Annotated in this window: 15 protein-coding genes and 3 rRNA genes; 8 read left to right on the top strand and 10 right to left on the bottom strand. The window is 64.0% G+C overall.

Going from position 1 to position 21,144, the window contains the following annotated elements; all coding sequences use genetic code 11:
* Positions 1-2 precede the first annotated feature (2 nt).
* Positions 3-2,207: a 1,4-alpha-glucan branching protein GlgB gene (glgB, locus tag G6N34_RS05255; RefSeq protein WP_085154553.1), complete on the top strand. Its 2,205-nt coding sequence runs from the start codon at positions 3-5 to the stop codon at positions 2,205-2,207.
* A 4-nt stretch (positions 2,208-2,211) separates the two neighbouring features.
* Here glgB and G6N34_RS05250 read toward each other — a convergent pair whose 3' ends face one another.
* Positions 2,212-3,414 carry a LuxR C-terminal-related transcriptional regulator gene (locus G6N34_RS05250; RefSeq protein WP_085154551.1) on the bottom strand — a complete coding sequence of 401 codons (1,203 nt, stop codon included), beginning with the start codon at positions 3,412-3,414 and terminating at the stop codon, positions 2,212-2,214.
* A 118-nt stretch (positions 3,415-3,532) separates the two neighbouring features.
* On the opposite strand from G6N34_RS05250, the gene G6N34_RS05245 reads away from it, so the two are divergent.
* Positions 3,533-4,783 (top strand): cytochrome P450, encoded by a 1,251-nt coding sequence (locus G6N34_RS05245; RefSeq protein ID WP_085154549.1) that lies wholly within the window; start codon positions 3,533-3,535, stop codon positions 4,781-4,783.
* Positions 4,780-5,196, top strand: a complete 417-nt coding sequence (locus G6N34_RS05240) for a nuclear transport factor 2 family protein (RefSeq protein WP_085154547.1) — start codon at positions 4,780-4,782, stop codon at positions 5,194-5,196. Before G6N34_RS05245 ends, G6N34_RS05240 begins: the two co-directional genes overlap by 4 nt.
* Here G6N34_RS05240 and G6N34_RS05235 read toward each other — a convergent pair.
* The 3 genes from G6N34_RS05235 to G6N34_RS05225 are packed head-to-tail and all read right to left on the bottom strand — an operon-like array spanning position 5,190 to position 7,753.
* On the bottom strand, positions 5,190-6,110 hold the full coding sequence (locus G6N34_RS05235; RefSeq protein ID WP_179965725.1) for a tetratricopeptide repeat protein: 921 nt from the start codon (positions 6,108-6,110) through the stop codon (positions 5,190-5,192). The two genes, G6N34_RS05240 and G6N34_RS05235, sit on opposite strands and share 7 nt — an antisense overlap.
* Before the next feature lie 13 nt (positions 6,111-6,123).
* Complete coding sequence (locus G6N34_RS05230) at positions 6,124-6,522, bottom strand: DUF3817 domain-containing protein (RefSeq protein WP_234813025.1); 399 nt, start codon at positions 6,520-6,522, stop codon at positions 6,124-6,126.
* Positions 6,523-6,571: 49 nt separating this feature from the next.
* Positions 6,572-7,753 carry an acetyl-CoA C-acetyltransferase gene (locus tag G6N34_RS05225; RefSeq protein ID WP_085154543.1) on the bottom strand — a complete coding sequence of 394 codons (1,182 nt, stop codon included), beginning with the start codon at positions 7,751-7,753 and terminating at the stop codon, positions 6,572-6,574.
* Between the two features lie 83 nt (positions 7,754-7,836).
* Here G6N34_RS05225 and mce point away from each other — a divergent pair, with 83 nt between their 5' ends.
* Positions 7,837-8,310 carry a methylmalonyl-CoA epimerase gene (gene mce / locus G6N34_RS05220; protein WP_085154541.1) on the top strand — a complete coding sequence of 158 codons (474 nt, stop codon included), beginning with the start codon at positions 7,837-7,839 and terminating at the stop codon, positions 8,308-8,310.
* Positions 8,311-8,378: 68 nt separating this feature from the next.
* Here mce and G6N34_RS05215 read toward each other — a convergent pair whose 3' ends face one another.
* Positions 8,379-8,681, bottom strand: coding sequence for an Rv1322 family protein (locus G6N34_RS05215; protein WP_085154539.1), 303 nt, complete (start codon positions 8,679-8,681; stop codon positions 8,379-8,381).
* Positions 8,681-9,352: an endonuclease NucS gene (nucS, locus tag G6N34_RS05210; RefSeq protein WP_085154537.1), complete on the bottom strand. Its 672-nt coding sequence runs from the start codon at positions 9,350-9,352 to the stop codon at positions 8,681-8,683. Before nucS ends, G6N34_RS05215 begins: the two co-directional genes overlap by 1 nt.
* Before the next feature lie 68 nt (positions 9,353-9,420).
* Here nucS and G6N34_RS05205 point away from each other — a divergent pair, with 68 nt between their 5' ends.
* The gene (locus G6N34_RS05205; RefSeq protein WP_085154535.1) at positions 9,421-11,025 is read left to right on the top strand and encodes an adenylate/guanylate cyclase domain-containing protein; all 1,605 of its coding nucleotides are present in this window, start codon (positions 9,421-9,423) and stop codon (positions 11,023-11,025) included.
* Here G6N34_RS05205 and glsA read toward each other — a convergent pair.
* Complete coding sequence (glsA, locus tag G6N34_RS05200) at positions 11,022-12,299, bottom strand: glutaminase A (RefSeq protein ID WP_085154533.1); 1,278 nt, start codon at positions 12,297-12,299, stop codon at positions 11,022-11,024. The two genes, G6N34_RS05205 and glsA, sit on opposite strands and share 4 nt — an antisense overlap.
* 340 nt (positions 12,300-12,639) lie before the next feature.
* Here glsA and G6N34_RS05195 point away from each other — a divergent pair, with 340 nt between their 5' ends.
* The 3 genes from G6N34_RS05195 to G6N34_RS05185 all read left to right on the top strand — a co-directional run bounded on the left by G6N34_RS05195 (position 12,640) and on the right by G6N34_RS05185 (position 15,410).
* Entirely contained in the window at positions 12,640-13,317 is a 678-nt protein-coding gene (locus G6N34_RS05195; protein WP_085154531.1) for a cysteine hydrolase family protein, read from the top strand.
* 117 nt (positions 13,318-13,434) lie between these two features.
* On the top strand, positions 13,435-14,922 hold the full coding sequence (locus G6N34_RS05190) for a DNA-3-methyladenine glycosylase 2 family protein (protein ID WP_085154529.1): 1,488 nt from the start codon (positions 13,435-13,437) through the stop codon (positions 14,920-14,922).
* Positions 14,919-15,410 carry a methylated-DNA--[protein]-cysteine S-methyltransferase gene (locus tag G6N34_RS05185; protein WP_085154527.1) on the top strand — a complete coding sequence of 164 codons (492 nt, stop codon included), beginning with the start codon at positions 14,919-14,921 and terminating at the stop codon, positions 15,408-15,410. The genes G6N34_RS05190 and G6N34_RS05185 overlap by 4 nt, the downstream gene beginning before the upstream one ends.
* A gap of 57 nt (positions 15,411-15,467) precedes the next feature.
* On the opposite strand, the gene rrf is transcribed toward G6N34_RS05185, so the two are convergent.
* The 3 genes from rrf to G6N34_RS05170 form a co-directional block, all read right to left on the bottom strand.
* Positions 15,468-15,580: ribosomal RNA gene (gene rrf, locus G6N34_RS05180) — 5S ribosomal RNA — on the bottom strand.
* A gap of 172 nt (positions 15,581-15,752) precedes the next feature.
* A 23S ribosomal RNA gene (locus G6N34_RS05175) occupies positions 15,753-18,861 on the bottom strand.
* A 443-nt stretch (positions 18,862-19,304) separates the two neighbouring features.
* Positions 19,305-20,825, bottom strand: a 16S ribosomal RNA gene (locus tag G6N34_RS05170).
* Together the 16S, 23S and 5S rRNA genes form the textbook arrangement of a ribosomal RNA operon.
* Positions 20,826-21,144: the final 319 nt, after the last annotated feature.

Here is a 21,144-nt window from a genome sequence, read left to right as displayed (position 1 = left end):
CGATGACTGGCACTGAGATCATCAGCAAGCACCTCGCCCCAGACCCATCCGATCTGCACCGCCTGGTCGCAGGCACACACCACGATCCGCATTCGGTCCTCGGGGCGCACGAGTATGGCGGCCACACGGTGATCCGCGCGTACCGTCCGCACGCGGCGAAGGTCACCGCTCTCATCGGCGGCGAGCGACACCCGTTGCAGCACATCGATTCCGGATTGTTCGCGGTGGCGCTGCCCTTCACGGATCTGATCGACTACCGGCTGGAGGTCGGTTACCCGACAGAGGACGGTGGTGAGTACGGCCTGACGAGCGCGGACGCCTACCGCTTCCTGCCCACGCTGGGCGAGGTGGACCTGCACCTGTTCGCCGAGGGCCGCCACGAGCGCCTGTGGGAGGTGCTCGGCGCCCATCCCAGGTCGTTCACCACCGCCGATGGCGTGGTCGAGGGTGTCTCCTTCGCCGTGTGGGCTCCGAATGCCCAGGGCGTCAGCCTGATCGGAGACTTCAACCACTGGAGCGGTACCGACGCGCCGATGCGTGTGCTGGGGTCCACCGGCGTGTGGGAACTGTTCTGGCCGGACTTCCCCCAAGACGGGCTCTACAAGTTCCGCGTGCACGGTGCCGACGGCAATGTGGTCGATCGTGCCGACCCCGTAGCGTTCGCCACCGAGGTGCCGCCCCAGACCGCGTCACGTGTGTTCGCCAGCGAGTACGTGTGGTCCGACGACGACTGGATGCAACAGCGGACACAGCGGAACCCGGTGTTCGAGCCCATGAGCACCTACGAGGTGCATCTGGGCTCCTGGCGGCCCGGCCTGTCATATCGCGAACTGGCCGACCAGCTGACCGAATACGTGGTGGCGCAAGGCTTCACGCACGTCGAGATGCTCCCCGTCGCCGAGCACCCCTTCGGCGGGTCCTGGGGTTATCAGGTCACGTCGTACTACGCGCCCAGTTCGCGGTTCGGCAGTCCCGACGAGTTCCGGCACCTGGTGGACAGACTGCACGAAGCCGGCATCGGCGTCATCGTCGACTGGGTGCCCGCGCACTTCCCGAAGGACGCCTGGGCACTGGGCCGCTTCGACGGCACCCCGCTCTACGAGCACGCCGACCCGCGGCGCGGCGAACAACTCGACTGGGGCACCTACGTCTTCGACTTCGGCCGCCCGGAGGTGCGAAACTTCCTGGTCGCCAACGCTTTGTACTGGCTGCAGGAGTACCACATCGACGGCCTGCGGGTCGACGCCGTGGCCTCGATGCTCTACCTCGACTACTCGCGCCCCGAGGGCGGCTGGACGCCCAACATCTACGGGGGCCGCGAGAACCTCGAGGCGGTTCAGTTCCTGCAGGAGATGAACGCCACGGTGCACCGCACCGCCCCTGGCATCGTCACCATCGCCGAGGAGTCCACCTCCTGGCCCGGCGTCACGCGACCTACCAGCCTCGGCGGCCTCGGGTTCTCCATGAAATGGAACATGGGCTGGATGAACGACACGCTCGACTACATGAAGCGTGACCCGATCCACCGCAGCTACCACCACCACGAGATGACGTTCTCGATGCTCTACGCGTTCAGCGAGAACTACGTGCTGCCCATCAGCCACGACGAGGTGGTGCACGGCAAGGGCACGCTTTGGGGCCGGATGCCCGGCAACGACCACATCAAGGCCGCGGGGTTGCGCAGCCTGCTGGCCTACCAGTGGGCCCACCCCGGCAAGCAGCTTCTGTTCATGGGCCAGGAGTTCGGGCAGCGCGCCGAGTGGTCCGAGGAACGCGGGTTGGACTGGTTCCAACTCGACGAGCACAGCTTCTCGTCAGGGATCCAGCGGATGGTGCGCGACCTCAACGAGATCTACGTGCAGACGCCCGCGCTGTGGAGCCAGGACACCAAGCCCGAGGGCTACTCCTGGATCGACGCCAACGACTCCGGCAACAACGTGCTGAGCTTCCTGCGCTTCGGCAGCGACGGTTCGGTGTTGGCGTGCGTGTTCAACTTCGCCGGAAACGAGCACAGCAGCTACCGCGTCGGGTTGCCGCACACGGGCCGCTGGCGCGAGGTGCTCAACACCGATGCGACGACGTACGACGGTGCGGGCGCTGGCAACCTCGGCGGGGTCGAGGCCACTGCCGATCCCTGGCATGGCCGCCCCGCGTCGGCCGCGCTGGTGCTGCCGCCGACCTCGGCCATCTGGCTGGCCCCCGAGTAGCCGCTCAGCTGCCCCCGGGCCACCAGGACTCGGGCTGGCTGGCCATCCGCACGTAGGTGGATGCCGCCTCGGCGCGATTAGTGGCCTGCAGTTTCCGCAGGACGCGCTTGACGTGGGATTTGACCGTTCCGGTCGAGATGACGAGCTCGACCGCGATCTGCTGATTCGTTCGACCGGCGGCCATCAGCCGCAGAACCTCGACCTCGCGCCTGGTCAGCACGGTGTGGATCCGCGACTGGGGTTCGGCCAGTAGCCGGGCCGCAGGGCTCTGCTCCACCGGCTCCACCTTGCGCAGGTCCAGGTCAGCATCCTGGAGCGCCTTGGCCGCCGCTTCCGCCGAAGCCAGCGCTCGGCGCACCTCGGCCTGTTGACGCCGCATCCTCTCCAGCAGCACCGTGCGTTCGAACGCATAGCCGAATCCCTCGGCGAAGGCCCACACGATGTCTCGGTCGATCTCGTCGACGGTCTGCCCGGAGTACAACCGGTCCGCGTGCAGAAAACCGATCACCTGCCCGGTCGGCATCACCGGCGCGGCCACGTAGGAACGCGTGAGCGAGAAGTCCACAATGGGCCGGTTGACCCGTGGATCATTGCGGGCATCTCGCACGATGGCGGGTGCGCGCCGGCGGATCATCTCGGTTTCGAGCAGCATGTGATCGAGCGGGGGCGCAACCGACTGGGCGAACGCAACCATCTTCTCGGCACCCATCTCGTCCTCACCGAAATAGGCCGCCTCCATGACCATTCGGCCCTCGTGCACACGAAACAACACCGCTCGATCGAAGCCGCAGGACTGGACCAGTTCGCGCGGCGCGCGGTCCACGATGGCATCGACGGCACCGACGGCACGCAGCTTGCTCAGCGCCTCCTGCACGCGCAGCAGGGCTACGGTGCGCCGCCGAGCATCGTCCTCAAGGAGTTCACGCTCCAACAGCGACAGGTCCAACACCGCCTCCAACGCAGCCAGGGAATGCAGATCCCCAAGCTCCTCAAGCACGCCGCGCACCGTTGCGCTGTGGGCGTCCACGGCCTCCGCGACGGCGCGTCGCGGATCATCACCGGCTTCGACGGCGCCCAGCTCGCAGGCCTCGAGATAGCGGCGCTGCGCGGGGGTCGGTCGCGGCGCCCGGGAGTTCCAGCCGGGGTGGCCGCCGCCGCTGAGCGCCGTCGGGCCCGGGATATCCGGCAGTTGATCGAAGGTGGTCATCGCCGTTCGATCGTCTCATCGGAATCTCCGAGCGGGAGCCGAATCCACCCGGACGGGAGACCAAGTGCGCTCCGAGGGGGGATCGACCCGCGCTCTGACCGCCGACAGGCTGGTCCCCATGCCATCAACCACCAGCTCCGCCCTGGAAATGCTGACATCTCCCGCGGGGGTCTCGAACCCGTATCCGCTCTACGACCAGTTGCGCGCCAGTTCGCCCGTCCCCGGCTATCGGGACTGGCCGCCAGGCACGGTGCCCGGTGCCGATGACCCGGTCACCGCGTGGGCCCTGTTCCGGTACGACCAGGTCTTCGCCGCCGCGCGCGACAACGAGACGTTCTCGTCCCGCGACCCCATTCAGGAAGCCTCCACAGCGCCGAGCCTGATGCTGGTCAACACCGACCCGCCGCACCACACCGCCGAGCGGAAGCTGATCGGCCAGGCCTTCTCACCGCGGCGGGTGAAACGCCTCGAGGGTTGGCTGGCCGCATTGGTTCCGGAGTTACTCGCCGAAGTGGACCGCGAAGCGCGCGGCGACATCGTCGATGTCATGCATTTCGCCGCGGAGGTCCCCGCGCGGGCGATGGTGCGACTCCTCGGCCTACCCGAGGGCGACCACGTGCGGTTCAAGCGATGGGCCAACGCTTTCATGCTGTCGTCGGAGCTCACACCGGAGCAGCGGATGGCCAGCAACCAGGAGATGGTCGAGGCCTTCACCCATCGGCTCGTGCAGCACACGGCGCAGTTGGCGGAGTGCGCTCCCACCGGTGATGTCGACGACGCCGAGGATCTGATCTCGGCGTTGTTGCGCGCGGAGGTCGACGGTCAGCGCCTGACCCCCGAGGAGATCGTGCGGTTCTGCGTGACGCTGGTGGTGGCCGGCACCGAGACGACCACGTATCTGATCGGCAATCTGTTGCACAAGGTGGCTTCTGAACCGGCAGCGACACAACGCATCCGGGCCGACCGCTCGCTACTGCCCGCGTTCATCGATGAAACAATGCGCCTCGACGGTCCGCCGCAGCGGTTGTTCCGCATCGCCACCCGCGATGTCGAGATGGACGGGGTCACCATCCGGCGTGGCGACTGGGTGGCCCTGTTCTTCGGCGCAGCCAATCGCGATGCTGCGGTTTTCCCCGATCCAGACCGGTTCGACCTCGATCGGGCGAACAGCCGTCAGCAACTCTCGCTGGGCCACGGCGTGCACTTCTGTCTGGGGGCGCCATTGGCGCGCCTCGAGGTGACGGCGGTGCTCAACGCGATTCTGGACCGGTACGCCACGGTCGAACTCACCGACGATCCCGGCGATAAGCAGACCGCCAGCCTGCTGACTCACGCCTACGTTCGCCTGCCGTTGCGGATGATCCCGTGAGCACCACCGTCGAAGACCTCAACATCGCCACAACCCAGGCGATCTACGCCGCGGTGCCGGCTGGTGATCTCGACGCGGCGTTGAGTCTGCTTGACCCGCAGATCCGCATCACCTACTACGGGACCGATGCGATCCCTTATGCCGGGGACTATCGCGGCATCGACCAGGCCGTGGCGTTCTTCACCGCCGTCGGCGAAGCGATAGAGATCGTGGAGATGCAGGCCTGGAAGTTCATCGCACAGGGCGATGATCTGGCGGCGTGGGGTCGGCAACGTTTTCGCCGAGTCGAGACCGGCCAGGTTTGGGAATCAGAGTTCGCGCACATCATCACGTTGCGGGAAGGTCGATGGTTGTACTTCCGCGACTTCATGAACTCCGCGTTGACCCACCTGGCCTTCACCGCGTCTCAGTAGAGGGCGTTGGCCAGATTCCGCCGCCCCGCGACCACGTCGGGGTCAGCGGGGTCGAACAGGTCGAACAGTTCGATGAGCCGCGTGCGCACCCGGGCGCGGTCGTCACCGGCGGTCTTCTTGACCAGAGCGATCAGGCGGTCGAAACCGGCTGCGACGTCCTGGTTGAGCAGTTGCACGTCGGCGGCCGCGAAGGCCGCGTCGATGTCGCTGGGGTCCGCGTCGGCCACGGCGACGGCATCGGCGGGGTGTGCGGTGGCACGCGAGAGGAAGCCGATCTGCCGCACCGCGCCCTTGGCCTCCTCATGGCCGGGATCACCCGCCAGGATCGCCTCGTAGGCCGCCTTCGCGGCGTCGAAGTCACCGGACTCGAGGTGAGCCCGCGCCTGCTCGAGAGCGGGGTCGACCCGTTCGGCCTTGTCGTCGCCGGATGCACCGGACAGCTTGCCCGCGGTGGCATCGAGCAGTGAATCGACCCACCGGCGCAACTGCTCCGGCGGTTGCATGCCCTGGAAGTTGGCCAGCGGCTGCCCGGCAGCCAGCGCGACCACGGTGGGGATCGCCTGGACGCCGAACGCCTGCGCCACCCGCGGAGTCGTGTCGACGTTGACCGTGGCCAACGCCCATGTGCCGTTGTCCTGCTCGGCAAGCGCGGCAAGCACCTCGATGAGTTGCACCGACGAGTCGCTGCGGGGCGACCACATCACCGCCACGACGGGGACCTGACCCGAGCGGACGAGCACCTCGGCCTCGAAGTTGGCCTCGGTGACCTCAACCACCCCGGGCGGCGCCGCGGCACCTTCGGGGGCGCCGCCGGCGGGGGCCGGTGGCCGCTTGAGGCCGGACAGATCGACGGCACCGGCCATGGAGGCGGCCATCGCAAGACCAGCAGGACCTGAAGAACGCGGTCGTGTCACGTAGACAAGTCTGTCATGTCGACTCGGGAACCGGCCCGCCTGTCCTTGCTGCCAACGGTTGTCCGGCCGCGGTCGGACGCGGTACGCCCAGCTTGGCGGTCCGATCAGCCCATATGACGAAGATCACGCTTCCCAGAGGGACAATGCTGCCCAGCAACGCCATCAGCCACGTCCAGAGGTTCCACTTGAACGCGATACCAGCCAACAGGGCCACACCGAGGAAGGCCACGAAGACCGCTCCGTGCGCGGGTCCGAAGATCTTCACGCCGATCTCGTTGCCGGCCGAGGACAGGTGCTTGAAGTACATCCCGACCAGCAGGCCTATCCAGCTGATCGCCTCAGCCAAGGCGACCAGCCGGAAGCGGCCCGCGGTGCTTCGGATGTCGAAGGAGCTTGTCGTCGCATTTTCCACAGCAACCATTGTGCCGAAATCGACGACTGGCTACTACCGGCCGTAGTTGTCAGCCGGCGCGCAGGACAAGCGCATCGCCCTGGCCGCCCGCACCGCACAGAGCGGCCACGCCGTAGCCGGAACCGCGCCGCTTGAGTTCGAGGGCCACGTGCAGCGTGATGCGGGCGCCCGACATGCCGATCGGGTGACCGACCGCGATCGCGCCACCGTTGACGTTGACCTTGGCCGGGTCGACACCCAGTTCCTTGGTCGAGGCCAGGGAGACCGCGGCGAACGCCTCGTTGATCTCAATGACGTCGAGTTGGTCGACCGTGATGCCCTCGCGCGCAATGGCCTTCTTGATCGCGTTCGCGGGCTGCGACTGCAGGGTGGAGTCCGGGCCCGCGACGACGCCGTGGGCGCCAATCTCACACAGCCAGTCCAGACCCAGCTCGGTGGCCTTCTCCTTGCTCATCACGACCACCGCGCAGGCGCCGTCGGAGATCTGCGACGCCGAACCCGCGGTGATGGTGCCGTCCTTGCGGAATGCGGCCTTGAGGCCGGACAGCGACTCGGCTGTGGTGTTGGCCCGGATGCCCTCGTCCTCGGTGAACTCGATCGGGTCACCCTTGCGCTGCGGGATGACGACCGGCACGACCTCGTCGGCGAACACGCCATCCTTCCAGGCCGCGGCGGCCTTCTGGTGGCTGACCGCGGCGTACTCGTCCTGCTCGGCCCGGGTGAACTTGTCGACGTCGTTGCGCTGCTCGGTGAGCGCACCCATCGGCTGGTCGGTGAAGACGTCGTGCAGGCCGTCGTAGGCCAGGTGGTCCTTGACCACCACGTCGCCGTACTTGTACCCGTTGCGCGAATCCAGGAGCAGGTGCGGCGCCTTGGTCATCGACTCCTGGCCGCCGGCGACCACGACGTCGAACTCACCGGCGCGGATCAGCTGATCGGCCAGGGCGATGGCGTCGATTCCCGAGAGGCACATCTTGTTGATCGACAGGGCTGGCACATCCCACGGAATCCCCGCGCCGACGGCCGACTGCCGCGCCGGCATCTGGCCAGCGCCCGCCGTCAAGACCTGGCCCATGATCACGTACTGCACCTGCGAAGGCTCCACCCCGGCCTTCTCCAGGGCGCCCTTGATCGCGATCGCACCCAGGTCCGAACCGGAGAAGTCCTTCAGCGAACCCGAAAGCTTGCCGATCGGCGTACGGGCTCCAGCAACGATCACTGACGTCGTCATGACTTCCTCCAAGACAGGGGGCTCTCAGATCACTGTGACCTGGGGCATAGGCGTAATTGTCGTCATTAGGTTACCTTTGCGTTATGACCGCCGACCAGGTTGATGCCCGTCCCGCCCTCGCCAGCGCGCTGGTGACGGCGATCGATCACGTCGGCATCGCAGTACCTGACCTCGAGGCCGCCAAGAAGTGGTATCACGACCACCTGGGCATGATCGTGCTGCATGAAGAGGTCAACGAGGAGCAGGGCGTGGTCGAGGCCATGCTGAGCGTGCGTGGTGCTGCCCTCGGCAGCGCCCAGATCCAGCTGCTGGCACCCCTGAACGAGAAGTCGACCATCGCGAAGTTCATCGACACCCGCGGCCCGGGCCTGCAGCAGTTGGCCTACCGGACCAGCGACATCGACGCGCTGTCGGAGCGCCTGCGCGAGCAGGGTGTGCGCCTGCTCTATGAAGCCCCCCGCCGCGGCACCGCGAACTCGCGCATCAACTTCATCCATCCCAAGGACGCCGGCGGCGTGCTGATCGAACTCGTCGAGCCGTCCGCCGACGCGCACTGAGTCTTTCGGGGCCTTTTCGGCCTGTGTCCCCTTTCGGCCCCGGCCGATTCACGCCGCACTGATTCCCCTCAGGACCAGGTGCGCGTAGGGCCCCGGTTCGCCCGATTACTCCAGCACGGCGTGTGCCAGTGCCTGCGGTCGTCGACCGCGGACTCCCCCAGTCCGGCCGGCCACACCACCACATGCGCGGTGCCGGAACGGATTTCATGATCACATCCCGGGCAGCGATAGGTCTTGGTGGCGCGCGCCCCGGCGATCGGCCGAACTTCGTAGTCGTACCCGTCGGCGCCCACTTCCACCCGGCTCCGATCGGGTTCCATCCCGAGTGGCCGATGCGGCAGCTGCCACTTGTTGGCGCGTCTGCGGGCCATCAGAACAGCCGGTACTCGTCGCTGTCCAGTCCGCGCATCTGATCGTAATCCAGTGTCACACAACGGATTCCACGGTCAGTCGCCAAGGTTCGAGCCTGCGGCTTGATCTGCTGGGCGGCGAAGATGCCGCTGACCGGAGCGATGAGGCTGTCGCGGTTCAGAAGGTCCAGATAGCGGGTCAACTGCTCGACGCCGTCGATCTCGCCCCGACGCTTGACCTCGACGGCCACCGAGCGTCCCTGCTCGTCTCGGCACAGCAGATCCACCGGCCCGATGGCGGTCATGTACTCCCGGCGCACCAGCGTGTAGCCCACACCCAGCAGTTCGACGTGCTCGGCCAGCAGCACCTGCAGGTGCGCCTCCACACCGTCCTTGACCAGACCGGGGTCCACCCCCAACTCGTGGACCGAATCGTGCTCGACGTCCTCGAGCGTGATCCGCAACTGCTCGCCGGCCTTGTTCTCGACCACCCACACGGGCGTCGGGCCCTCGGTGTTCTCCGTGGTCCAGCACGGCGGACTCATCCAGTTCAGCGGCTTGTAGGCACGATCATCGGCGTGGATGCTCACCGAACCGTCCGCCTTGACCAACAGGAGCCTGCGCGCCGACGGGAGGTGAGCGGTCAGCCGACCGACGTAGTCCACGGTGCACTGGGCGATCACGAGACGCACCCGACAACCTTAAGGGGTGCGTCGGCTTCGGAGGCGCGGCGGTGCAGTCGGGTTACTCTGAAAAACCAATGAAAGCCAACGCGACGCTGGCCCAGCGCCTGGGACGACTCCTCGAGCGCGTCACACAGACGAGCGGCCGGTTACCCGAGACCTCGGAGTACGGGTCCTGGCTGCTCGGCCGCGTCACCGAGGGTCCCCAGAAGCGCCGCATCCGTATCCAGGCGATACTCACGGTCTTCATCCTGACCACCAACGTGGTGGGAATGGCGGTGTCACTGCTGCTGGTGACGGTGGCCTTCCCCGAGCCCAGCGTGTTCGACGACGCCCCGCCCTGGCTCACCTACGGTGTCGGCCCGGCGTATGTCACGCTCGGCCTGGCGGTCGGCACCCTGTGGATCACCCACCGCACCGTCAACTCGCTGCGGTGGGCGATTGAGGAACGCACACCCACGGTGGAGGACCAGCGCCTCACGTTCATGGCGCCCTGGCGGATCGCCGTCGCCCATCTGGCCCTGTGGGGCGTCGGCACGGTGCTTCTTGCGGTGCTCTACGGCATCTACGACGGCCTGTTCGTGCCCCGCTTCCTGTTCGCCGTGGGGATCTGCGGCGTCATGGTCGCGACGTTCGCCTATCTGTTCACCGAGTTCGCCCTGCGACCGGTGGCCGCGCAGGCCCTCGAGGCCGGCGACCCACCCCGACGCTTCGCCCCTGGAATCCTTGGCCGGATCATGACCGTGTGGATGGTCGGTGCCGGCGTCCCCATCATCGGCATCGGCCTGATCGCGCTGTTCGTGATGCTGCTGCGCAACCTCACTCAGACGCAGTTCGCGGTCGCGGTGCTCATCTCCGCCACGGTCACCCTGATCTTCGGGTTCGTACTGATGTGGGTGGCGGCCTGGATCACCGCGACGCCCGTCCGCGTGGTGCGGGCGGCGCTCAAGCGCGTCGAAGAGGGCGACCTGGACACCAATCTCGTCGTCTTTGACGGCACCGAGTTGGGCCAGCTTCAGCGCGGATTCAACACCATGGTCGCGGGCCTGCGGGAACGCGAGCGGGTCCGTGACCTGTTCGGCAGGCATGTCGGCCGCGACGTCGCCGCGGCGGCCGAATCCGGCGACGTCAACTTCGGCGGTGAAGAGCGCCATGCCGCAGTCATCTTCGTCGACATCATCGGCTCGACCAAGCTCGTCACGAGTCGGGCGGCGTGGGAGGTCGTGACGCTGTTGAACCGCTTCTTCACGGTGGTGGTCGACGAGGTCAACGACCACGAGGGGCTGCTGAACAAGTTCGAGGGCGACGGGTGCCTCGCGGTCTTCGGCGCTCCCAACGACCTGGTGTGCCCAGAGGACGCGGCGCTGTCAGCGGCCCGGACCATCGCGGCCCGGCTTCGAGTGGAGGTGCCGGAGATCGAGGCGGGCATTGGGATCGCGGCGGGCACCGTAGTGGCCGGAAATGTGGGCGCTCATGAACGGTTCGAGTACACCGTCATCGGTGAACCGGTGAACGAGGCCGCCCGGTTGTGTGAACTTGCCAAGACGGCGCCCGGGCACATCCTCGCGTCCTCGAACACGGTTCGCGGTGCCACCGAGGGCGAGAGCATGCACTGGCAGTTCGGTGACACCGTGACGCTTCGTGGGCACAGCCAACCGACCCTGCTGGCGCGACCGGCCTAACGCCCCCTGCGATCGAGCACGGCGGCCAGCGCCTCTTCCACTGTCGAGTACACCACCGCATCCGAAGCACTCCCGGCCGTCAACACTGTCCGGTCGGGGTCCACCAGACAGCCTTCTTTGCCGGCCCGCCGCAGCGATTCCCGCATGCCGGCGAGCATGCTGCGCGCGACGTCGTTGGAGTCGTCGACCCCTGACACCTCCAGGATCACGACCTCGATGTCGGCGCTGTCCTCCTCGACGGTGCGCAGCGCCTGCTCGGCGCCGGTGAACAACAGGTCGCCGTGCAGTTCGTAGACCCGGACACCGGCGGCCACATCCCGGGTGGCGCGGATGATCGACCGGGACTCACGGCTGACCGAGAGGAAGTGCAGTCCGAGCCGCGCCGACAGACTGCGGCAAACCTTGGCCCCTCGGACGCTGTTGCCCGTGTCGTCCAAACGCGGCGAGTACACACCGATTCCAAGCTGGCCCGGCAGCACCGTCAGCAGTCCGCCGCCGACCCCGCTCTTGGCCGGCATACCCACGCTGCTCACCCAGTTTCCGGTGGCGTCGTACATCCCGCACGTCATCATGACAGCGAGCGTGCGCTGCACCACCGCTCCGGAGAGCACGCGCTGACCGCTCTGCGGGTTCCTCCCGCCGCGTGCCAGGGTCGAGGCCATCCGGGCCAGGTCGGTGCTCGTGACCCTGATCGCGCACTGTCTGGTGTAGACGTCGAGCGCCTCGTCCGGGTCGCCGTCGAGCATGCCGAAACTCTGCAGCATGTACGCGATGGCGCGGTTACGACTGCCGGTGGCCTTTTCGGAGCGGTACACGTCCTCGTCCACTTCGAGGGTGCGACCCGCACACGCCGAGTAGAAGTCGAGGATGCACTCGAACCGCGCCTGCGGGGTCGATCCGGGCATCAAGGAGGCCGCAGCGATCGCGCCGGCATTGATCATGGCGTTCTTGGGCGCCTTAGTCCGGTGGTCCACGCTGATCTCGTTGAATGCCTCGCCCGTCGGTTCCACACCAATCCGGGCATCGACCGCGTCAAATCCGGCGCGCTCAAGCGCGAGAGCGTAGGTGAACGGCTTGGAGATCGACTGGATGGTGAATTCTGTTGCGGTGTCGCCAGATTCATAGACGAAACCGTCGGTCAGCTGAAGCGAGACCGCGAAGCCCGACGGATCGACCGTCGCCAGTTCGGGGATGTAGTCGGCCAACCGGCCCTCGGTGCTGTCGCGATGCTCGGCCAGAATCTCATCGAGGTAGCGCTGCACGAGTTCGGCCACAGGAGAAGTCTATTGGGGGTGTCTCAGCTTCGAACCACACAGCCAGCTCGACGCCTCGTCCGCCGCGGTCAAGCGCGACAGCGGCGGCGTCGTCAGCGCCTTGGGCTGGGGCATCCGCCGCCTGGCTCCCCTCCCCCGCAGGCAAAGTGGCGGTTCTGCCCAACACCTAGCGACAGGTCTCATGGGGTCACGCACCGCACCTACCGGCCAGCAGGTAGCCAGCGGTGGCGCCAGCGCCAGCCCGCGACGGGGGCGAGCACCGAAGACACCAGCCGCCATCGGCGACATCATCGTAGGGACAACATGGCGGCACCCCGCCCTCGATGAATGGGGAGATCCGATGACCTGGAACCGGGATGACACCGCCGTGGTGTTCATCGATCCACAGAACGACGTGCTGAGCCCCACCGGCCGCAACTGGGCGGCGACCGGAGCCAGCGTCACCGAGAACGACACCGTCGCGCACATGCTCGCCATCTTCGAGGCGGCGCGGGCCGCGTCGTTCGGGATGTTCATCTCGCCGCATTACTTCTATCCCACCGACCACGGTTGGTTTTTCAACGGTCCCCTTGAGGCTGACGAACTGCGCACCGGCACCTTCGACCGGCCTGGGCCGCTGAACCTCGACGGCCTGCCCGGCTCGGGGGCCGACTGGCTCGACGAGTTCAAGCCCTACATCAATGCGCCCGACACGGTCGTCGTCAGCCCGCACAAGGTGTTCGGCTCACAGACCAACGACCTGGTTCTTCAGCTGCGCAAGCGGCGGATCAACACAGTTCTGTTGGGCGGGATGCTCGCGAACATGTGCGTGGAATCGCACCTGCGCGATCTCCTCGAACAGGGCTTCGAGGTCTACGTGGTCCGCGACGCCATTGCAGGCCCACGGCACCCGGTGTGGGGTGACGGCTACGCGGCCGCCCTGGTGAACTATGCCTTTCTGGCCCACGGCGTGGTCTCGACCGAGGAGGTTGTGACCGCACTGCACTCGACAATCGAGGCGAGGAACATCGCCCCTTAAGGACGCAGCTCGACATTCCTCGCGCGCCGAATGTCATGTCCGCGGCTATCGCCCAGCGAAAGCGCCATGTCGGATTCCCGCCAGTGGCGCCGCGGACAGCGTGCAAGAGTGGCAGTTATGCACGACGACTTCGACCGGTGTTACCGCGCCGTCCAGTCCAAGGACGCGCGCTTCGACGGATGGTTCGTCATCGCCGTGCTCAGCACCGGCATCTACTGCCGGCCCAGTTGCCCCGCGCGGACCCCGCTGCCCCGCAACGTCGCCTTCTACGCCAGTTCGGCGGCCGCCCAGCGGGCCGGCTTCCGATCGTGCAAACGCTGCCGCCCAGATGCCTCCCCCGGTTCGCCGGAATGGAACATCCGCGGGGACGTGGTGGCCCGGGCCATGCGTCTCATCGCCGACGGAACCGTCGACCGCATGGGCGTGACCGGCCTCGCGAGCCAGCTCGGCTACACCACACGTCAGCTCGAACGGCTGCTCAACGCCGAGGTGGGCGCTGGCCCCTTGGCCCTGGCGCGGGCGCAGAGGGCCCAGACCGCACGCGTGCTGATCGAGACCACCACGCTGCCGTTCGGCGACGTCGCGTTCGGGGCCGGGTTTTCGAGCATCCGCCAGTTCAACGACACCGTCCGTGAGGTGTTCGACGTGACGCCGACGGAGTTGCGGCGACGGTCGACCCCCGGCACAGGCACGGGGACGACCCCACCGGGATCACTGCACCTGCGCCTGCCGGCACGCATGCCCTTCGGGTTCGAGGGAGTCTTCGGCCACTTGGCGGCTACGGCAGTCCCGGGGGTCGAGGAGGTGAAGTCCGGCGTCTTTCGGCGTTCGCTGCGGCTGCCGCTGGGCAACGCGATCGTGGCGCTCGCTCCGGCTCCCGGCCACGTCCAGTGCACCCTGACGCTCGATGACTTCCGCGACCTGACCGTGGCGATCGCCCGCTGCCGTCGGATGCTCGACCTCGACGCCGACCCCGAAGCCGTCGATGCCGCTCTTTCCGACGACGAGACTCTGCGTCCGCTGGTCCAGAAGGCGCCCGGACAGCGGGTACCACGCACTCCCGACGAGAACGAGATGGCCGTCCGGGCCGTCCTCGGACAGCAGGTGTCCACGAGGGCGGCACGGACGCTGGCTGCCAGGCTGGTCCAGCAGTACGGGGCGGCAATCGAGGATCCCGGCGGCGGCCTCACGCACGTCTTCCCGTCGACGGCCCAATTGGCCGAGATCGACCCCTCCCGACTGGCGATGCCCGCGAGCCGGCGGCGTTCCCTGCTCGCCTTGGTGGAGGCCTTGAACACCCACGACATTTCGCTGGATGTTGGCTCCGACTGGGAGCAGGCCAAGCGTCAACTGCTCAGCCTGCCGGGCATCGGCCCGTGGACCGCGGAGATCATCGCCATGAGGGCACTCGGCGATCCCGACGCCTTCCCCGCAGCAGATCTCGGTGTCCGTGTCGCCGCCAAGCACTTGGGCCTGACCGACGACGTCCGAAGCCTGGAAAGCTTGAGCGGGCGCTGGCGACCGTGGCGGGCCTACGCAACGCAGTATCTATGGACCGCACTCGAGCATCCCGTCAATCAATGGCCACCTCAGGAGGCAGCATGACCCGCTATCGCATCATCGACAGCCCCATCGGGCTGCTCACCCTCGCCGGCAGCGGTCCAGTGCTGACCAATCTGCGAATGGTCGACCAGACCTATGAGCCCGATCGAGCCGACTGGGAGCTCGACGACCGCGCCTTCCCCGACGCCGTCGAGCAGTTGGAGGCGTACTTCGCGGGCGAACTCCGGGAATTCGATCTGAATTTGGAAATGGCCGGCACAGCTTTTCAGAGAAAAGTGTGGAATGCACTGCGCACAATTCCCTATGGAGAAACCCGCTCTTACGGCGAGATTGCTCAGCAGATCGGCACGCCGACAGCATTTCGGGCAGTCGGTCTGGCGAATGGCCATAACCCGATAGCGGTCATTGTTCCGTGCCATCGAGTGATCGGCGCCAATGGCAGTCTCACCGGATTCGGTGGCGGCCTGCAGCGGAAATCCAGACTGCTGGACCTGGAGAAGAGTGCGGCCAGTCCGACATTGTTCGACTGAAAAGGGTCTGGAAATAGAAACGCCCCCCACGGGTGTGGGGGGTGTTTCTATGTGTGTGTTCGGCGGTGTCCTACTTTTCCACCCGATTGGGTAGTATCATCGGCGCTGACAGGCTTAGCTTCCGGGTTCGGGATGGGACCGGGCGTTTCCCTGTCGCTATGACCGCCGTAACTCTATTTTTTTGTGGGGCCCTGGGGGTCGCACTGGGTGCGGTGTCCCCAAGGTTTCACTCCATTTATGGATGGGTGTTTTTGGTGGTGGAGTGTGATGTGATCACTGTGGTTTCGTGGTTGCGAGGCGGTGCGTCTCTTACTTTCTGCCAACTTCTGATTTGTTGTTGGTTGTTGTAAGTTTTCGGCCGGTTAGTGCCAGTTCCCTGCACACATTGCTGTGCTTCCAGGTCTGGCCTATCAATCCCGTGGTCTGCGGGGGGCCTTATCCCACTTAATGGGTGAGAAGCCTGGTCTTGGAGAAGGTTTCCCGCTTAGATGCTTTCAGCGGTTATCCTGTCCGAACGTGGCTATCCAGCGGTGCCCCTGGTGGGACAACTGGTGGACCAGAGGTTCGTCCGTCCCGGTCCTCTCGTACTAGGGACAGGTTTCCTCAAGCTTCTGACGCGCGGCGGATAGAGACCGAACTGTCTCACGACGTTCTAAACCCAGCTCGCGTGCCGCTTTAATGGGCGAACAGCCCAACCCTTGGGACCTGCTCCAGCCCCAGGATGCGACGAGCCGACATCGAGGTGCCAAACCATCCCGTCGATATGGACTCTTGGGGAAGATCAGCCTGTTATCCCCGGGTACCTTTTATCCGTTGAGCGACACCCTTCCACTCGGGGTGCCGGATCACTAGTCCCGACTTTCGTCCCTGCTCGACGTGTCAGTCTCACAGTCAAGCTCCCTTGTGCACTTGCACTCAACACCTGATTGCCGTCCAGGTTGAGGGAACCTTTGGGCGCCTCCGTTACATTTTAGGAGGCAACCGCCCCAGTTAAACTACCCACCAGGCACTGTCCCTGGACCGGATATACGGTCCGAGGTTAGAGGTTCAATACGATCAGAGTGGTATTTCAACAACGACTCCACCCAGACTGGCGTCTGAGCTTCACAGTCTCCCACCTATCCTACACAAACCGAACCAAACACCAATACCAAGCTGTAGTGAAGGTCCCGGGGTCTTTTCGTCCTGCCGCGCGTAACGAGCATCTTTACTCGTAGTGCAATTTCGCCGAGTCTATGGTTGAGACAGTTGAGAAGTCGTTACGCCATTCGTGCAGGTCGGAACTTACCCGACAAGGAATTTCGCTACCTTAGGATGGTTATAGTTACCACCGCCGTTTACTGGGGCTTAAATTCTCAGCTTCACCCCGAAGGGTTAACCGGTCCTCTTAACCTTCCAGCACCGGGCAGGCGTCAGTCCGTATACATCGTCTTGCGACTTCGCACGGACCTGTGTTTTTAGTAAACAGTCGCTTCTCACTGGTTTGTGCCACCCACTCACGCTCAGGACCGCGAAGATCCGTCACGCCATGTGGGTCCCCCTTCTCCCGAAGTTACGGGGGTATTTTGCCGAGTTCCTTAACCATAGTTCACTCGTACGCCTTAGTATTCTCTACCTGACCACCTGTGTTGGTTTGGGGTACGGGCCGTGAATGTGCTCGCTAGAGGTTTTTCTCGACAGCATAGGATCACCGAATTCGCCTCAACGGCTATGCATCACCTCTCAGGATATGTGAAACCCGGATTTGCCTAGGTTTCTCCCTACAGGTTTACCCCAGTATTACCACTGACTGGTACGGCTACCTTCCTGCGTCACCCCATCGCTTGACTACTACCACCGAAGGTCCCACGCAGCCGGCGATCCCCGCACCCCGAAGGGATTGGTGGACCACCATTTGGGTGGTTAGTACCGATGATTCATCATGGGCGCTCATACACGGGTACGGGAATATCAACCCGTTGTCCATCGACTACGCCTGTCGGCCTCGCCTTAGGTCCCGACTCACCCTGGGAGGACTGGCCTGGCCCAGGAACCCTTGGTCTTTCGGCGGGCAAGGTTCTCACTTGCCTAATCGCTACTCATGCCTGCATTCTCACTCCCACACCCTCCACAGCTCCATCACTAGGCTGCTTCACCGGATGCAGGACGCTCCCCTACCCAACCAGCTAACGCTGATTGCCGCGGCTTCGGCGGTGTGCTTGAGCCCCGCTACATTATCGGCGCACAATCACTTGACCAGTGAGCTATTACGCACTCTTTCAAGGGTGGCTGCTTCTAAGCCAACCTCCTGGTTGTCTCTGCGACTGCACATCCTTTTCCACTTAGCACACGCTTAGGGGCCTTAGCCGGCGATCTGGGCTGTTTCCCTCTCGACGCACGGAGCTTATCCCCCGCCGTCTCACTGCCACGCTCTGCCACACCGGCATTCGGGTTTGGCTGACGTCAGTAACCCTGTGGGGCCCATCGGCCATCCAGTAGCTCTACCTCCGGTGTGAAACACGCAACGCTGCACCTAAATGCATTTCGGGGAGAACCAGCTATCACGGAGTTTGATTGGCCTTTCACCCCTACCCACAACTCATCCCTCAGTCTTCAACCTAAGTGGGTTCGGGCCTCCACAACATCTTACTGCTGCTTCACCCTGGCCATGGGTAGATCACTCCGCTTCGGGTCCAGAACACGCCACTACACCCCTCACGGGGATACGCCCTATTCAGACTCGCTTTCGCTGCGGCTACCCCTCACGGGTTAACCTCGCGACATGTCCCTGACTCGCAGGCTCATTCTTCAAAAGGCACGCCATCACCCCACGAACAAGTCGAAGGCTCTGACGGATTGTAAGCGCACGGTTTCAGGTACTATTTCACTCCCCTCCCGGGGTACTTTTCACCATTCCCTCACGGTACTGTCCGCTATCGGTCACTGGGAAGTATTCAGGCTTACCGGGTGGTCCCGGCAGATTCACAGCAGATTCCACGGGCCCGCTGCTACTCGGGGAACATTCCACAGGAGCCGTTGAGTTTTCGTCTACGGGGCTCTCACCCTCTACGACAGGCCATCCCAGACCACTTCGACTAACACAACGGTTTCTCACTCCTGCCCAGGTCGGCGGACCTGAGAAGAAACGCCCCACAACACCGCACACACAACCCCCGCCGGGTATCACATGCACGCGGTTTAGCCATCCTCCGCTTTCGCTCGCCACTACTCACGGAATCACTTTTGTTTTCTCTTCCTACGGGTACTGAGATGTTTCACTTCCCCGCGTTCCCCCCCGCCACCTATGTATTCAGTGACGGGTAACACGACATCACTCGTGCTGGGTTTCCCCATTCGGACATCCTCGGATCAAAGCTCGGTTGACAGCTCCCCGAGGCTTATCGCAGCCTCCAACGTCCTTCATCGGCTCCCAGTGCCAAGGCATCCACCATGCGCTCTTAAACACTTACAACACAAAAAACCAGATACAGAAAAAAATTACACCACAACAAACCACACACCGACGATGAACCAAACAGCTCACCCGCGGCTGATCACCCGGCGCTCCGAAGAGAACCGAGAAATCCATGCGGCTTGATGCTCGCAACCACTATCCACAAGTCAAACACCACACTCCACCACCAAGATGGAGCGACAACACGCAACCACCAACCAAAGTCGATGGCGATCCCCCATCGCACTCCAACGAGCGCTCCGGGCAGACCCTGGGCCTGTTGCCTCAGGACCCAACAGTGTGTCTGGTGGCACCAGCCGGCTCCCCGCCGAACTGGACAAGTCTGTTTGTCGTGCACCCACCGAGCGTCCACTACAGACCCCCGGCTGAAATATCCCAACCACACTCAAGCCCACAGGTGTGGGGGTGGGGGAAACCATTTCGGTATCGGTGCTCCTTAGAAAGGAGGTGATCCAGCCGCACCTTCCGGTACGGCTACCTTGTTACGACTTCGTCCCAATCGCCGATCCCACCTTCGACAGCTCCCTCCCACAAGGGGTTAGGCCACTGGCTTCGGGTGTTACCGACTTTCATGACGTGACGGGCGGTGTGTACAAGGCCGGGAACGTATTCACCGCAGCGTTGCTGATCTGCGATTACTAGCGACTCCGACTTCACGGGGTCGAGTTGCAGACCCGATCCGAACTGAGACCGGCTTTGAAAGGATTCGCTCCACCTCACGGCATCGCAGCCCTTTGTACCGGCCATTGTAGCATGTGTGAAGCCCTGGACATAAGGGGCATGATGACTTGACGTCATCCCCACCTTCCTCCGAGTTGACCCCGGCAGTCTCTCACGAGTCCCCACCATTACGTGCTGGCAACATGAGACAAGGGTTGCGCTCGTTGCGGGACTTAACCCAACATCTCACGACACGAGCTGACGACAGCCATGCACCACCTGCACACAGGCCACAAGGGAACTGATATCTCTACCAGCGTCCTGTGCATGTCAAACCCAGGTAAGGTTCTTCGCGTTGCATCGAATTAATCCACATGCTCCGCCGCTTGTGCGGGCCCCCGTCAATTCCTTTGAGTTTTAGCCTTGCGGCCGTACTCCCCAGGCGGGGTACTTAATGCGTTAGCTACGGCACGGATCCCAAGGAAGGAAACCCACACCTAGTACCCACCGTTTACGGCGTGGACTACCAGGGTATCTAATCCTGTTCGCTCCCCACGCTTTCGCTCCTCAGCGTCAGTTACTGCCCAGAGACCCGCCTTCGCCACCGGTGTTCCTCCTGATATCTGCGCATTCCACCGCTACACCAGGAATTCCAGTCTCCCTGCAGTACTCTAGTCTGCCCGTATCGCCCGCACGCCCACAGTTAAGCTGTGAGTTTTCACGAACAACGTGACAAACCACCTACGAGCTCTTTACGCCCAGTAATTCCGGACAACGCTCGCACCCTACGTATTACCGCGGCTGCTGGCACGTAGTTGGCCGGTGCTTCTTCTGCATCTACCGTCACTTGCGCTTCGTCGATGCTGAAAGAGGTTTACAACCCGAAGGCCGTCATCCCCCACGCGGCGTCGCTGCATCAGGCTTGCGCCCATTGTGCAATATTCCCCACTGCTGCCTCCCGTAGGAGTCTGGGCCGTATCTCAGTCCCAGTGTGGCCGGACACCCTCTCAGGCCGGCTACCCGTCGTCGCCTTGGTAGGCCATCACCCCACCAACAAGCTGATAGGCCGCGGGCCCATCCCACACCGCAAAAGCTTTCCCCTCCCAGACCATGCGATCAGAAGGGTGTATTCGGTATTAGACCCAGTTTCCCAGGCTTATCCCAAAGTGCAGGGCAGATCACCCACGTGTTACTCACCCGTTCGCCACTCGAGTACCCCCGAAGGGGCCTTTCCGTTCGACTTGCATGTGTTAAGCACGCCGCCAGCGTTCGTCCTGAGCCAGGATCAAACTCTCCAAACAAAAACAACCCATCCAAAGACAGGTGAATTCACAATCAGAGAAAATCTGACCTAACAAAAAGACACCAAAAACTGGCATCAAAAAAACAACACCACACCCCACACACGGGGAGTGCAAGATGTGGCAAAAAACAACAAACAAAAACCACCAAACACACTATTGAGTTCTCAAACAACAGACCAGATCGTCTTGATTTTGCCCGTTTCAGGGCAACCCTGCCAGCTTAAACTATCTCATCCGGCGAGTCAAGCTTCTCTGTCTCCGCTCTCGCGGCGACATGGAGAACATTAGAGGGCATTGACTTTCGAAGTCAAATCGC

It is taken from the genome of Mycolicibacterium confluentis, from assembly GCF_010729895.1.
GTDB classification, from domain to species: Bacteria; Actinomycetota; Actinomycetes; order Mycobacteriales; family Mycobacteriaceae; genus Mycobacterium; species Mycobacterium confluentis.
Note: the sequence above shows the minus strand (reverse complement) of the source record. Positions and strands in the feature narration are given on the sequence as shown.